This window comes from Mesorhizobium sp. WSM4310, from assembly GCF_007003935.1.
Lineage (GTDB): Bacteria > Pseudomonadota > Alphaproteobacteria > Rhizobiales > Rhizobiaceae > Mesorhizobium.
This window is the reverse complement of sequence record NZ_VFTA01000016.1, coordinates 1-15010: the sequence shown is the minus strand read 5'-3', so window position 1 is coordinate 15010 and position 15010 is coordinate 1. Positions and strand designations below refer to the sequence as shown.

10 protein-coding genes and 1 pseudogene are annotated in these 15010 nt (G+C 58.2%); all 11 read left to right on the top strand.

Annotated elements, in window-relative coordinates; all coding sequences use genetic code 11:
- The first annotated feature begins 268 nt into the window (after positions 1 to 268).
- The 11 genes and pseudogenes from FJV80_RS18155 to FJV80_RS18105 all read left to right on the top strand — a co-directional run bounded on the left by FJV80_RS18155 (position 269) and on the right by FJV80_RS18105 (position 14822).
- Entirely contained in the window at positions 269 to 2203 is a 1935-nt protein-coding gene (locus tag FJV80_RS18155) for an HrpF/NolX family T3SS translocon protein (RefSeq protein WP_024505366.1), read from the top strand.
- A gap of 1056 nt (positions 2204 to 3259) precedes the next feature.
- The gene (locus FJV80_RS18150) at positions 3260 to 3604 is read left to right on the top strand and encodes a helix-turn-helix domain-containing protein (RefSeq protein WP_082826567.1); all 345 of its coding nucleotides are present in this window, start codon (positions 3260 to 3262) and stop codon (positions 3602 to 3604) included.
- Between the two features lie 37 nt (positions 3605 to 3641).
- Positions 3642 to 4979, top strand: coding sequence for a serine hydroxymethyltransferase (gene glyA, locus FJV80_RS18145; protein ID WP_063169266.1), 1338 nt, complete (start codon positions 3642 to 3644; stop codon positions 4977 to 4979).
- Between the two features lie 57 nt (positions 4980 to 5036).
- On the top strand, positions 5037 to 6212 hold the full coding sequence (gene metK, locus FJV80_RS18140) for a methionine adenosyltransferase (protein ID WP_063169265.1): 1176 nt from the start codon (positions 5037 to 5039) through the stop codon (positions 6210 to 6212).
- A gap of 100 nt (positions 6213 to 6312) precedes the next feature.
- On the top strand, positions 6313 to 7326 hold the full coding sequence (locus FJV80_RS18135; protein ID WP_063170366.1) for an adenosine kinase: 1014 nt from the start codon (positions 6313 to 6315) through the stop codon (positions 7324 to 7326).
- Between the two features lie 65 nt (positions 7327 to 7391).
- Positions 7392 to 8426, top strand: coding sequence for an L-threonine 3-dehydrogenase (tdh, locus tag FJV80_RS18130; protein ID WP_063169264.1), 1035 nt, complete (start codon positions 7392 to 7394; stop codon positions 8424 to 8426).
- Positions 8427 to 9140: 714 nt separating this feature from the next.
- Positions 9141 to 9309, top strand: a pseudogene (locus tag FJV80_RS35075) (transposase); the annotation flags it as partial.
- 805 nt (positions 9310 to 10114) lie between these two features.
- The gene (locus tag FJV80_RS18120; protein WP_063169262.1) at positions 10115 to 10801 is read left to right on the top strand and encodes a response regulator transcription factor; all 687 of its coding nucleotides are present in this window, start codon (positions 10115 to 10117) and stop codon (positions 10799 to 10801) included.
- Between the two features lie 71 nt (positions 10802 to 10872).
- A complete protein-coding gene (locus tag FJV80_RS18115) occupies positions 10873 to 12294 on the top strand; it encodes a type II and III secretion system protein family protein (RefSeq protein WP_063170365.1) in 1422 nt (473 codons plus the stop codon).
- Between the two features lie 12 nt (positions 12295 to 12306).
- The gene (locus FJV80_RS18110; protein ID WP_063169261.1) at positions 12307 to 12867 is read left to right on the top strand and encodes a CpaD family pilus assembly lipoprotein; all 561 of its coding nucleotides are present in this window, start codon (positions 12307 to 12309) and stop codon (positions 12865 to 12867) included.
- Between the two features lie 83 nt (positions 12868 to 12950).
- A complete protein-coding gene (locus FJV80_RS18105; protein ID WP_063169260.1) occupies positions 12951 to 14822 on the top strand; it encodes an acyltransferase family protein in 1872 nt (623 codons plus the stop codon).
- The last annotated feature ends 188 nt before the right edge of the window (positions 14823 to 15010 follow it).

The following is a 15010-nucleotide window of genomic DNA, read 5'->3' as shown; positions in this document are numbered from 1 at the left end:
GACTGCGGCTACCCCTTTGTGAACTCTTCGCAAACTCGTCAGTTTCTCGAAAGCTAATCCGCTCATGATGAGTCCCGGCAGCTCTCGCGGTGACTCCGGCCATTGTGTTGGACCGAACCTTGGAGCCGGCCCGGAACACAGCAATTGAAGGCAGGGCAGGCGCATTCGTGACCTGCCGACGCTTGGAATTGTCGAATTTTGTGAAACGCAAGGGATCTTCTGTCGGGGTCTCTTGTGGGGATTTCAACGTCACGTCTGAGGATGCATAATGTCGGCCAGTAATCTTTCAACTTTCTACCGCTCAAATTCGCTACAGTCCGCAAGGGGTTGGCCGGGCCTGAAAGTTTCCCATTTTGCGACCCAGCATCAGCAAAGTGCATCGTGCTTCGAAGCGATGCTGTCCACTTGTGTGCTGGCAGACAAGCCCGGCTCTTTCGCGCAAGGGGATCTGCCAGCGTCGAATCTTGATTCGACAATGGATAAATTGCGGCAGGACCCTTTGGGCCATCTGGCACCGGATGTCTTGACATTGAATGGCTTGGAGCAACACCCACTGGATCTGCTGCCGCCAAATATGAGGGCGGCTCTCAAGGAGGACCAATCGCAACGCTCCAAGGCGACTGAAGCCCAACATCTGCTCGGCGTCACTCCGAAGATCGAGCCGGCTCCCAGGCCGAGCCCCGGAATCACGTGGAACGGTGGGTCGCTGACCACGGCTGAGTTGCAGATTGTTGCGGTACTCAACCGTCACAAGGACCAATGCCCGCTTACTTGGAAGTCGTTGACCGACAAAGCCAATGATCCCTCTACGCCACCGGATCTGAAAGCGGCGATCCAGGGACTGCAGCAGGATTCGGGACTTTTTTATGCGATTGGCTCGCAGGGCGACGGCCGCTGTGGAGGCAAGATCAACGCCAAGGACTTGGCCGGATTTTCAAACCACCACCCACAAGTTGCTGCATTTCAGGAAGCCCAAGCGCGAAGCTACGAGCAGAACTACATACCATCCGACGGCAGCGGAGGTTTGCAGCCTTCGGTCATGACCTTGAGCGATGCCTTGCGGGAGTTTTACCGGTACTCCGAAAATCTGTCCAAGGACCTGAGTCTGGATGAGTTCAAGAAAATGGTCGGCGGCGAATCGAAAAACGGCAAATTTCCGCCCCAGGTCATTGCGGCGGCGCAATATTTCCTCGATCACCCCGATGCTTGGAACCAGTTGTGCGGTGGCTCGAAAGGGAAGATGCACAAAGAGGATTTCCTGCAAGTCGCCTCATCGTCGATGAGCCTCACGCAAACTGAGCTGAATACGGTCGAGATGATCAAGGACCATCAGGACACGTTCTTTGGAAGCGGTGTTCTGACTCGCGACAAACTGGCGAAAATGAAAGACGACAAGAGCCTTGATCCGAAAGTGCGGGAAGCAGCCTCTCAGCTCCTTTCAGATCCTCTTTTGTTTGGCCTCCTGAACAATTCGATCACGGGCTATAAGACCCATCATAAATTCTTCGACTTTGGCGGCGGGCATACGGTTGATTCCGGCAATATCAGCAAAAAAGACTTTGCCCATTTTTGCACAAACATGTCGTCTGCGAACCGCAACGTTCAGCAGCCAATCACCCACGGCGCCCAAACCGCAGAAGAGCAGAATGCCGTCGCGGACATGAAGATGGGCCTGATGGACCAGCCTGACATTAAGTCAGCCAAAAAGAACGGCGGGGCCGTCATGCACGTCGTCGACTCCGTGCTCAAAATCGAGACGAAAGTGCTCGACTTGGCGGCAACGGCGGTGGGACTGCTCAGCTTCATTCCGGGCCTCGGACAAGTAGCCGATCTTGCCTCGATGGTTCTCGAGGCTGAGTCGCAAGCAGCCAATCTCCTGCGTACGGCCATTAACGGAGGCGATATGAAGCGAGCGCTGGAGGAAGCTGGCCTCAATATGGCCGCGCAGGCGATCGGCCTTATCGCAGGCCCCGAGGTCAAGCTGGCCATTCGAAATGGGCTCGTAAAGCACCTGATGGAAGAGGCCTTGGCGGCAGGCATTGATCTTTCGGTCTCGACGGCGCAGGACTACGCAGAAGGCTATGTGAATAACCTCAAAGCGCGCCTTGCAGGCGGCCCTGAGCAAAGCCTAGGCCTTCCGAGCATGCCATCATTCCAGAGTGTGGCAAGCAATGTGCCCTTCGTCGGCATTGCCTTATCCTAGCCGTCGCCTTGCGCGGAAGCTTTGGCTCGCGCGCTGACATAAGGGTCATTGTGGCACAAGCAGGGGTTCATCCGCATCAACGCAAGCGGTGTTCCTGACGCCATCTGGATCGGACTGTGAGGGGGATGTCCGAAGTCTGTGAAGACTTCGGTATATGACGACTTCAGAGTTACGCTGAGCCCAGCCATCTCGAGCCGGTGCGCCGGGTCGAGGTTTTCACGGGCGCCGGCCGGTAGCGGGAATGGTCTCCGGAAGGCACGGCGCGGATGGTGGCGGAGCGGCGCAGCCGAAGGAACGGCTGTCGCGCGCCCAGGGCGGCCTCCCGAACAGCAGACGATGATCTCCTGCCTTGGGCCTATATCCTCGTGCCACGCTCAAGGCAGTCGGCTGAAAACAGCGCTGATTTAAAACAGCATTATCCTGCACTGCACCCTCGATCCTTGCGCTCACCGATCGCTCGTCGACACGCACGCGGTCAAGTCGTTATCGGCGCTATGCCGATGGGCTTCGAGAGCAAGGTGGACGCTGAGCGGTGCGTCAGCCTCAGGGCGCGGCTGGCCAGCTTTGGGTCTCACGCTCTATGACGGCAACACCCGGCTGATCCACTTGGCCTGTTCGCGGGCTCCCGGCAGCGGCGCGGAAGCCACGGTCCGCCTTCCTCGGCTTCAGGCCAAAGATACCGCAGCATGCTCCAGAGCTATGTCTGCCGCCTTCGCCCCATCGTCGCTGGTCATGTGGAAAGGACAAGCAGGCTACGCACCCTATAATCCCGTCGGGCAGGATTCGACAGTCGACGGCGAGACATTCGCCAAACCTCCCCCTTGATTCTCAGCAACGTTAAAAAAAATTCACATAATGTTCGTGAGTGTAGTCTCCTGTCAGGTGGTACATTAGCCCCAATATCTGGCGTCTTAGTCGTAGAAAGGACTGTGATCTATCTTCCATTAGCATCCATACCAGCGGATTTACAGCAAATGACGAGAGAGGTCTCATGCGGATTGATGGGGATAGAAGGGCTAGCGGCTTGCTGCATCCCGTCCGGGTTGATGCTAACCAATGTTGACACTGGTAAATCGCCTAAGGACGGCAGCGCATCTTGATCGCCTTCGAATCCTGGGCCTTTGCGCGCATGCGGATCTAACCGTCGGCGAGCTGGCCGATATTACCGGTCTGCCTCGCGAGCAGGTTCGACGCCACGTTCGGCGGCTGGTCAGAGCCAACTTTCTTTGCTGCAACGAACAACGTCCGCAGTCTTCGTACCATATGCAAGCAGGAGGCAAGGATGGCGAGCTGGCTCAATTGGTGGTCGATCTCCTGCCCCACGATGATGGCCATCATAAAAGAGACCTACAACGCCTGGAAGCAATACAAGACGCGCGGTTGAAGGGACCGCCTGCTTGATCGTGAAATAGATCAGTCCAAATGGAGCGCGACTACCATGGATAACTCCGCCGGCGGCGCCATCGCGCAGCCCGACACTTACGGGCGGCCTCACTTAGCCGCCGTCGACTCCCGCGTTCACGAACTGCTTCTAAGACAGGAGCGTCAGGAGCGGACAACTCTCAAACTGATCGCCTCCGAGAACTTTGCCTCCTCGGCGGTGTTGGAAGCGACCGGGTCGATTTTCACCAACAAGTATGCCGAGGGATACCCCGGTGCGCGCTACTACGCCGGAAACGAGATCGTCGATGAGCTTGAGACCCTCGCGATCGAGCGCCTGAAAGCGCTATTTGGCAGTGAACATGCCAACGTCCAGCCTTATTCAGGCTCGCCAGCCAACCAGGCTGTCTATCGCGCGCTTTTGAGCCCCCGTGACAAAGTCATGGGCTTGCCTTTACCCGAAGGCGGCCATCTGACTCACGGTTGGTCCGTCAATTTTTCCGGCAGCGATTATCAGCGCGTCCCGTACAGGCTGCACGAAAAGACACAGCAAATTGACTATGACCACTTGCGCGAGACCGCCAAGCGGGAACGCCCGAAGCTAATTTGGGTCGGCGGAACTGCTTATCCGCGTATTTTTGACTACGCGGCAATGGCCGAAATTGCTTCGGAGGTGAACTCGTATCTGGTGGCTGACATCGCCCACATCTGCGGCCTGGTTGTCGCAGGAGTGCATCCGAACCCCGTGTCCCATTGCGATGTGGTCACCAGCACCTCTCACAAGTCGATCCGCGGTCCCCGGGGTGGCTTCATTTTATCAAGGAATGAAGACCGTTATCAGCCCCTCCATCATCCGAAGAGCAAACACAATCTGGCCAAACGTATAGACCGCGCCGTGTTCCCTCTTCTGCAAGGCGGACCGCATATGAATACTATCGCCGCGCTTGCCGTCGCTTTGCAGGAAGCAGCGAACTCGTCCTTTCGTGTCTACGGTCAGCAGATCGTCCACAACGCCAAGGCTCTGGCCCAGGCACTTCTGGAGCGAGGTTATGAACTCGTCACCGGGGGCACTGACAATCACATGCTGATCCTTGATCTTCGGGACCGGTCGCTGTCAGGCAAAGCCTATGCGGAGCGCTTATCGCGTGCAGGCATCATTGCGAATTTCAATATGGTCCCGGGCGACCGGCGGCATCCGGCGCTGACAAGCGGCATCCGCTTAGGGACACCAGCGGTGACGTCCATGGGCATGCGCGAAACGGAGATGGTGCAGATCGCCGCTTTCATCGACTCGGTCTGCCGCCAGCCCGATGACCAGGAAGTTCATGCGAGCGTACGAAGAGACGTTGCCGACTTCTGCACTGCGTTCGATGTTCCCGGCATCCCCGACCGATAAGCCACCCCAATCCAGAAACTCCTCACTAACTCCAGCACTTGAAGCGAGGGCATTTTTATGACCAGGCAGTTCGTGTTCTCTTCCGAATCCGTCGGCGCGGGACACCCCGATAAGATGGCAGACAACATCTCCGATGCCATTCTCGATGCGGTCCTGCGCACCGATCCGAAGGCGCGCGTCGCCTGTGAAGTGTTGGTGAAGACGGGGATGGTCGTTGTGGCTGGCGAGATCACCAGCCATGCCCACATCGATTACAGCCAAGTCGCCCGCGATACGATACTCGATATTGGCTACGACGATGATGCGATTGGCTTTGATGGTCGACGTTGCGCCGTCGTTCTGGCCCTCACCGAGCAGTCGCCCGACATAAGCCAGGGCGTTGATGAAGGACGAGGGCAGGATCTCGGGCAAGGGGCAGGGGATCAGGGCATCATGTTTGGATTCGCATGCAACGAGACGGATACATTGATGCCCCTGCCGATCCAACTCGCTCACCATTTGACGAAAAGACAGGCCGAGGTCCGGAAAGCGGGACAGCTTGGCTGGCTGCGTCCGGACGTGAAATCTCAAGTGTCGGTACGCTACGAAGGGCTCCGCCCGGTGGCGCTGGATACCATAGTCCTGTCAACGCAGCATGACGAAGCGGTCTCACAAGCCACGGTCCGCGAAGGCGTCATTGAGGAGATCATAAAACCGGTCCTGCCGGCCCACCTGGATACTTCGGGGATCAGATTTCTGGTCAACCCAACAGGGCGGTTCGTGGTCGGTGGGCCTGCCGGCGACTGCGGCCTCACAGGACGGAAGATCATCGTCGATTCCTACGGTGGGACCGGGCGTCACGGCGGCGGTGCCTTTTCGGGCAAGGACCCATCCAAGGTTGACCGCTCGGCGGCCTATGCCGCCCGGTATGTCGCGAAGAACATCGTTGCCAGCGGCCTTGCGGAGGTCTGCGAGGTTCAGCTTGCCTACGCGATCGGCGTGGCCAGTCCGGTTTCTGTCATGGTCAATACCTTCGGAACCGCAAGGATCGAGGAAAAAAGGATCGAGCGCCTTGTTCTCGAGGTTTTCAATCTCCGACCGAAAGGCATCATCAAGATGCTTGATCTCTTACGGCCGATATACCGCAAGACGGCGACATACGGACACTTCGGGCGTGAAGAGCCTGAGTTCACTTGGGAGAAGACGGACAAAGCTGACGATTTGCTGCGTGAAGCCGGACCGGCAGCTGCGTGAGGGCGGCTGGATCAAGCGCATGCGGCAACCCATTTCAACTCGCGAGACCACGCCCGGCCGGCGTGGCAAGAAGCCGGCTCGGGTTTTGGCGGAGATTTTGATGCCGGATTATGACGTGCTTTGCATCGGCAATGCCATTGTCGACATCATCGCCCAGTGCGACGAGGAATTCCTCGAGACCAACGGCATCATCAAGGGCGCGATGAACCTCATCGACACACAACGCGCCGAACTGCTCTACAGCCGCATGGGCCCGGCGATCGAAGCGTCCGGCGGCAGCGCCGGCAACACGGCGGCCGGCGTCGCCAGCTTTGGCGGCCGCGCGGCCTTCTTCGGCAAGGTCTCCAACGATGCGCTGGGCGAAATCTACGCCCACGACATCCATGCGCAGGGCGTCGCCTTCGGCACCACGCCGCTCAAGGGTGAGCCGCCGACGGCGCGCTCGATGATCTTCGTCACGCCCGACGGCGAGCGCTCGATGAACACCTATCTCGGCGCCTGCGTCGAGCTTGGCCCTGAGGATGTCGAAGCCGACAAGGCGTCCGGCGCCAAGGTCACCTATTTCGAAGGCTATCTGTGGGACCCGCCGCGCGCCAAGGAGGCAATCCGCCAGACGGCGAAGCTGGCGCACGCGGCAGGCCGAGAAGTGTCGATGACGCTGTCGGATTCGTTCTGCGTCGACCGCTACCGCGACGAATTCCTCGACCTGGTGCGCTCGGGCACGGTCGACATCGTCTTTGCCAACAGCCACGAGATCAAGTCGCTCTACCAGACATCGTCGTTCGACGAGGCGCTGGCCCAGATCCGCAAGGATTGCCGGATCGCCGCCGTCACCCGCTCGGAAAAAGGCTCGGTGATCGTGCGCGGCGACGAGACCGTGGTGATCAAGGCGACCGCCATCAAGGAACTGGTCGACACGACGGGCGCCGGCGATCTCTATGCCGCCGGCTTCCTGCATGGCTACACGCAAGGCCGCGACCTGCAGACTTGCGGCGACCTTGGCTCACTGGCAGCCGGATTGGTGATCCAGCAGATCGGCCCCAGGCCCCGTCAGAATTTGCGCCGCGAGGCTGAGCAGGCGGGGCTGACCATTCCGGACGTTCAAACGAGTTAGTGGCCTACCTTCCCGTTGTGCAGGCTATCTCGCCAGAAGCGCAATCACGGAATAGGGAAATCCTGATGTCGAACATGATGAAGGCGCTTGTGAAGGCCAAGGCCGAACCGGGCATCTGGATGGAAGAGGTGCCGGTGCCGGAAATCGGCCCCAACGACGTGCTGATCAAGATCAAGAAGACGGCGATCTGCGGCACCGACGTGCACATCTACAATTGGGACCAGTGGGCGCAGAAGACGGTGCCGGTGCCGATGGTGACGGGCCATGAATTCGTCGGCACCGTTGCCGATTTCGGCGCAGCGGTCACCGAATACAAGGTCGGCCAGCGTGTATCGGGCGAAGGCCACATCGTCTGCGGCCATTGCCGCAACTGTCGCGCCGGGCGAGGGCATCTGTGCCGCAACACGCTCGGCGTCGGCGTCAACCGTCCAGGCGCCTTCGGCGAGTATCTGGCGATCCCGCAGCACAATGTCGTGCCGATCCCCGACGATGTGCCCGATGAGATTGCCGCGATCTTCGATCCCTTGGGCAATGCCGTCCACACCGCATTGTCCTTCGATCTGGTCGGCGAGGACGTGCTGGTGACTGGCGCCGGGCCGATCGGCATCATGGGCGCGCTCGTCGCCCAATGCGTCGGCGCGCGCAAAGTGGTCATCACTGACATCAACCCGGTGCGGCTGGCGCTAGCCAAGAAACTCGGCGTCCAGCATGTCGTCGACGCCTCGAAGGAGAAGCTGCGCGACGTCATGCCGGTGCTCGGCATGACCGAGGGGTTCGACGTCGGCCTCGAAATGTCAGGCGCCGCCCCCGCTTTCCGCGACATGATCGACACCATGAACAATGGCGGCAAGATCGCCATTCTGGGCATCGCGCCGACCGGCTTCGAGATCGACTGGAACAAGGTCATCTTCAAGATGCTGCATCTCAAAGGCATCTACGGCCGCGAGATGTTCGAAACCTGGTACAAGATGATCGCGCTTGTGCAGGGTCCGCTGGATGTCTCCGGCCTGATCACCCACCGCATCGGCATCGACGATTTTCAGATCGGTTTCGATGCGATGAAGAGCGGCAGTTCCGGCAAGGTGGTGATGGACTGGTAGGGATTGCCTTGGCCGCTATTCAGGAAAAGCTGACGACAGCACCTCTGGTCCGCCGGACATTTTCCAACTAGGGGAACATGGCTGGGTGGAGAGCTATGGCTCCGCTACGTGCGCTCGCTAATCATATACGGCGACGTATCGCGGCCCACCCGGTGACGGTCGATGGGGCAATTCGCTTCAGTCGATGACGGAAACCCGGTGAACCGATGCTGAGGCCCCGACGCGATCGTCTATTTCCTATGATCTGCGATTGAGGTCGAGGTGTTGCCGCTTTCAGCGGGTAAGATGCGATAGACGACTTCCGGTACCCTTCCGGTCAGCGAAAAGGAAGGCAACGAGCCGCATTGCCTCAAGCAAAATGTTACCAATAGTGTCCTGTTCCAAAGGGGATGGACAGGTCGTGCCATTCCGGTTCGGGGGAAGGATGGCGCGGCTCAGCATGGCGACACGGTGAAGCGGCGATCGTGGAGCTTTATTGCGGCGTTGACAAGCGGCGCATTCTGGATGAGTTCGAGGCGGTAACCGGCTATTATTCGCAAGCGCGCGATCCGTCTTATGAACCGTCGTGAGCAGAGGCCGTCTGCGGGCAAGAGCCGCAGCCGCTGTTACGGCAGCGATGTCCGCGACGCGCTCATCGTGTTGTGGGAGGATTCGGAGCGGCTGGGTCCGCATCGACGCTCGCGGCGGCCAGCGCCGCCGGGCAGGAATGAGTTCGCAGTTCGCCGCTCGGTGCCAGCCCGCACCTTCGGCGATTGGAAAGATCCGCCGCCCGGCTTTGTTGAGCGCATTCGGGCACGTCTTCGTCAGGGAGCTTCGTGCAGACGATGGTGCTGACCGGATTGCCGCCGGCTGGACCGATTGCATTCCGCTCCGCACGCGCGACAGCGGCAATGTGATCATGGCGATCAAGCAGGCCCGCTCCCGGTTTCGCTGACCCTGTGCTGCTGTTTGCCGGCATCCGCCCGCACAGGAAGAGCTTGTAAAAGTGCGGAAATCGAGGAGCCGTTGGTCGTCGATCTTCAGCCTGAACGCGGTCGTTTGCTGGTGCCGCAAATCGGCTGTTGCATGTACATCCCTGTCAGACGTCAGTTTTCCTCGCCTATTTTGGTGTCGAGCGCGAAGTGCTCCAACCAGATTGCAAGGCTTTTTGGAAATGAGAGCGGCTTTGCGCAGGGCGCTCCGTTGTTGAGCATTCAAGCTACCAAGCCAATGACGCGCAGGTTCCACCAGGCTCGCCAGCCTTGAAGGACAGCGAAAAAAGCAGAGCACGACAGACACAACAGTGCATCAGGACGCCGCAGTCGTTGAAGATGGTGCGCTGCATCCATACCGTGGATGCATTCGATCCAAATAATCGATTTGTTCAATCAGTTTCTCGAAAGCTAACCCTACCCTCTGTGGGAATCGGGCTCTGAGCCGCGACGCTGCCTTGCGAGCGCAGGGGCTGCACGTAGGAGAGATGATGCAACGAGAAATCGCACGCGGGTTGCTGGCCTCGTGGGTTCGCCGACCGGCGTATTTGAGCCCGTCAGTTGGTCCTCACCCGCGCCTATTGCCACCGAGCGACTTGCATGTCCCTCCGACTCGGACCAGTTCCGAGAGCTGCGACGAGTTGCGCGCCGTGTGCTCCGATCAGATGGCCGCCGGTGACGCGTTCGATGGGCCGTCCCTCTTCGAGAGGAGATGAAATGCGAACGCTGCTCGTGGATCATCATGCGGATCTTGCGCGCGCCATGCGACTTGCGCTCGGGGATGGCGGCTTCGTCGTTGATGTCGTTGGTACTCTGGAACTGGCTTCGAGTGCATTTTCTTGCGCCAGCTATGAAATTCTCCTGCTGGAATTGGCTCTGCCAGATGGCGATGGCTTGGGTTGGCTGAGGCAGTTGAGGACCCACGGGCATTCAGTTCCTGCCGTCATTATGAGCAGCCTTAACGATCTCGATAAGCGAATTGCGATCTTCAACGGTGGTGCGGACGACTTTCTGCTCAAACCCATCTCTACCGATGAGCTTATTGCCAGAATGAGAGCCATTCTGCGCCGGGCGACACAGATGACCGACCTGAGGCTCGTATTTGGCAATCTCGACTTTGATCCGGTCGCCCGCCAGGTTTTCGTTGATGGGCACCCAATGATGATCGCACGTCGCGAACTCTGTGTTCTAGAGCACCTGCTTAACCGGGCAGGCCGCATCGTGCCCCGTGCGCAATTGGAAGATCACCTCTATTCATTCAACGACGACGTGTCTGCCAACGCGCTTGAAGTCGGAATTTATCGTTTACGGGGACATCTGACCAGATCAGGTGCAACGCCACGGATCAAGACCATCCGAGGCATTGGTTACATCCTAGAATTGACTGACGCCTCGTCCGCATAGTTTGTCGAATCGAAAGAAGATCTATTTTGCTGATCCTTCAACATCCTTGCGCTGCGCTCAATTGGCGGGCGATCGCCAACAAGGTTACAAGACCTGCAGTGCCCCGTTACCTGGGCCATCTCCTCTGCGCGCTTATTGTGACTTTCCCACTTGGTGTCGCGGCGCAAAACAAGCAGGACAAAGGCCCGCCGCATGCGGCTTCGAATAGCATCAACGCCACGCTGACCCTTTCCTCTTCGCTCGGGGAGACCGTTCATCTGCCCGGGCCAGCCACGACCATCTTTGTTGCTGACCCCACGATCGCGGATTTTCAGGCGCCATCGAGCAAAACAATCTTCGTCTTTGGCAAGAAATCGGGGCGGACCAGCCTATTCGCCTTGGATGGCAATGGCGAGCCTCTCGCCGAATTGCGTATCGTTGTCACGCAACCGATCGGGGATTTACGCGCCATGTTGCGGGAGCAGGTCGGCGACTATCCCATCCGCGTCAACTATACGCCGCGCGGCGCAATCCTTAGCGGGACGGCGCCCGACGCAGAGGTCGCCGACACCGCAAAAAGAGTCACTGAGCAATATCTGGGCGACGGAGCGCAAGTCGTCAACAACATCAAGGTCGCTGGATCCCTGCAAGTTAACCTCAGCGTGCGCGTAGCCGAAGTCTCACGCAGCGCCATGAAGTCACTCGGCGTCAACTTGTCCGCCTTCGGTCAAATCGGCAATTTCAAAGTGGGCGTTCTAAGCGGAAGCGCTGCAAGCGCTGGGTCTGGTTCAACCCAGGGTGGCGGTACAGCAGAAATCGGATTCGACAACGGTGCCGTCAACGTCAGCGCGGTTCTCGACGCGCTCGCCAAGGAGCATATAGCTTCCGTCCTGGCTGAGCCGAACCTCACCGCTATGTCGGGTGAAAAGGCCAGCTTTCTCGCGGGCGGCGAATTTCCCATTCCTGTCCTGCAGGAAAACAGGCAGGTATCGGTTGAATTCCGTCACTTCGGCGTCAGTCTGGAATTTGTGCCGACAGTTCTCAGCAACAATCAAATCAACATTCACGTAACGCCCGAAGTCAGTGAACTGTCGACGCAAGGTGCCGTGCAAATCAACGGAATTTCCGTGCCGGCAGTTTCCACGCGCCGAGCCGATACGGTCGTCGAACTCGCCAGCGGCCAGAGCTTCGCAATCGGCGGTCTAATCAGGCGGAACGTCAACAATGATGTCAGGGCCTTTCCCTGGCTCGGAGAACTGGCGATCCTGGGACCGCTTTTTCGCTCGACCTCGTTTCAAAAAGAGGAGTCAGAACTGGTCATTCTAGTTACGCCTTACATTGTAAGACCAGGCTCCAACCCAAACCAGATGAGCGCACCGACCGAGCGGGCGGCACCGGCTTTGAACGGAGGGGGCGCTCCGACGAATTCCGTGACAAGTCCCCCGCGAGACCGCGCTGCTATCCGTGCGGGCGCGCCAAGCGCCCAGGGCGGTCTCGGCTTCATCATCGAATAGTGTCATCCAAAGATGTTGCGTTTTATAATCCTCTTTGTCGCTCTGGCACCAAGCGTAAGTGGCTGCACAAGCACTACGCCAGTTGATGTCGAACCATCGGCACCAATGCTTGTCCGAGAGGAGACCACCGTCCTGACGTTGCAAAGCCTGCGCGCTTCCGAACGGCAGCGTTTGCGTGTTTTCCTAGACAAGGCCAGTCGCGGCCGGTTCGATGCCATCCACCTCCTCATCAGCGGTTCGCCCCAGCTCAGCGCAGGGGTAGCCCATCAGGCCAGGCAGTTGGCAATCGAAGAAGACAACATTCAATTGCGCGATCAACACGACGCCGGCTCAGTGCGAATTGAGGCGATTGTCTATCACGCCCGTCCGCCGGTCTGTCCCTCATATGGTGCCTTACCCAATGAAGAATCCTTCAAACAGCCGCTTGGTTGTTCGACAGGACATAACCTGGCCGTGATGGTCAACGATCCGCGCGATCTGCTCGACAATCAGGCCGTCAAGGCCGGCGATGGCGATCGTGCTTCTGTACCAGTTGCAACTTACAGAACATTCGGGACGGATAAAGGTGGCTGATACCGCCCTTATCTCGGCAGCACTCCTACCGGAGATTGAAAGCTTCCAATCGCGTCCTGATCTAAAATAAAAGGAACCGCTGGATGCAATATAGGCGCTATATCGAGGGCCTTAGGGCCGTTGCTGTACTTCCGGTCGTACTCTTTCATTTCGGAATTTCGGCGATCCCGGGTGGCTTTAGCGGGGTCGATATCTTCTTCGTCATCTCCGGCTACCTAACCAGCGGAAGCCTCCTGGATGACCTTGAACGCGGCCAATTTTCCATCGTCAACTTCTACTGGCGCCGTGCCCGGCGCATTCTGCCGGCGCTCGTCTTTGTGATGCTTCTCACCTGCATTGCGGCATTGTTCATTCTTCTGCCACCGGATCTGCGCGGATTCAGTCTTAGCATCATAGCTACCTCGACCTTCTGGTCGAACGTTTTCTTCTGGAAAACGTCAAGTTACTTCTCTATCGATGCCGCGCTTCTACCACTGTTGCACACTTGGCCGCTTTCCGTAGCGGAGCAGTACTACATCTTCGCACCAATCCTGATGTTCCTAATCTATCGCTACATCGGGAAGCGCTGGCTGACGACACTTCTTCCGATAATTCTCTGCAGCTTCGTAGTGGCGGTGATGGCGACATCGCTGGCACCCACCGCCGGATTCTATCTGCTGCCGACCCGAATCTGGGAACTCATGTTGGGCGCCCTGCTCATGCTCAAATGCCCCTCGCCGCTGGGCAACCGACTCCTGATGGAGTCGGTGGGGGTGGCCGGATTTGGCCTTCTCGCCATCGGGTTCTTCGCGATTTCGGCGAGTGATCCGTTCCCAGGCTACAACGCCTTGTATCCATGCATCGGAACGGCCCTTCTGATCTATGTTGGCCAAAATACCCCCTCGACGGTCGCCACCCGCATGCTCGAAGTCAGGCCGCTGGTCTGGATTGGGCTCATCTCGTATTCGTTGTATCTTGTTCACTGGCCTCTCAATGCGTTCGCGCACTATCTTTCGTTCCAAAAACTCGATCCGTTGATGACCGGTGCGATGTTGGTGGCAAGCCTCGCATTGGCTGCATTCTCCTGGAAGTTTGTAGAGCAGCCGTTTCGACAGAAGAGGGCCTTCACCTCCCCGGGGCCTATCTTCGCCTTTTCAGCGCTCGCGATCGTTGTCCTTTGTGCCGGCGGAGCGGCGGGGGCGCTCGGCAACGGCTTTCCGCAACGGTTTCCGGACTATGTCCAGCGGCGCATTTCCGTCGGGGACTGGAGGAATGGCATCTGTTTCAACGAGGGCACCAGCCGGATCGAAAGCTGGAATATGGAGGATTGCACGCGCACCAGCGGTTTTCCAACAACGGTTTTTTTGTGGGGCGACTCCTTCGCCGCGCACTATGTTTCCGGCTTGGGTGCTAACATAAATCGATTGCAGGCGAACATCGTTGAATATACGTACGCCAGCTGCGCGCCGATACTCTATTACTACCCGTACGATCGTCTTGATTGTGTCCGGTTCAATCGCAAGGCCTTGGACGTCATCTTGGAAGCGGACATCAAGACGGTTATCCTCAGCGGTAGATGGAGTGACTATGAGGTCAGAGGTTTCGACGGTCTTCAGCAAACAATCGCTACGCTTCGTGCCCTGGGCGTGCGCGTGTTTGTCATCGGCCAGTCTCCGCAGTTCCCAACTGACGTCCGGAAAATTGCGTTCTTCGCCAAGCGCCAAAATCTGGACGATACGTCCTGGCCGATCGCGATGGACCCCGACGTCAACGAACGTGTGCGCTCATTTACCAAAGGCGCCACATTCATCGATCCGCTGAAATTCCTGTGCAGCGCAGGACGCTGCGCCTATTTCGATAGAGGAGAGTTTTTATATTTCGACTATGGTCATTTCTCTTCAGCCGGCGCCACACTGGCAATCTCGAAATACTGGCCGGCTTTTGGCAAGGACAATGCTCTTCCTAAGACGAAGTAGCGGCTCAGCGGCTGACAAGCACCAGTACGGGTCCCAGTGATAGCTCCTGCTTCCGCAGCAGCCGCGACGATGGAGCTGTTCAGGTTTAAGGCCCCCCGATAGTGACCTAGGTGTGGAGCTTCAACAGGTTGTCCTCGATCAGGGCGAGGCGACTGATAGGCGTTTTTGACTTTAGGCTGCCATGTGGA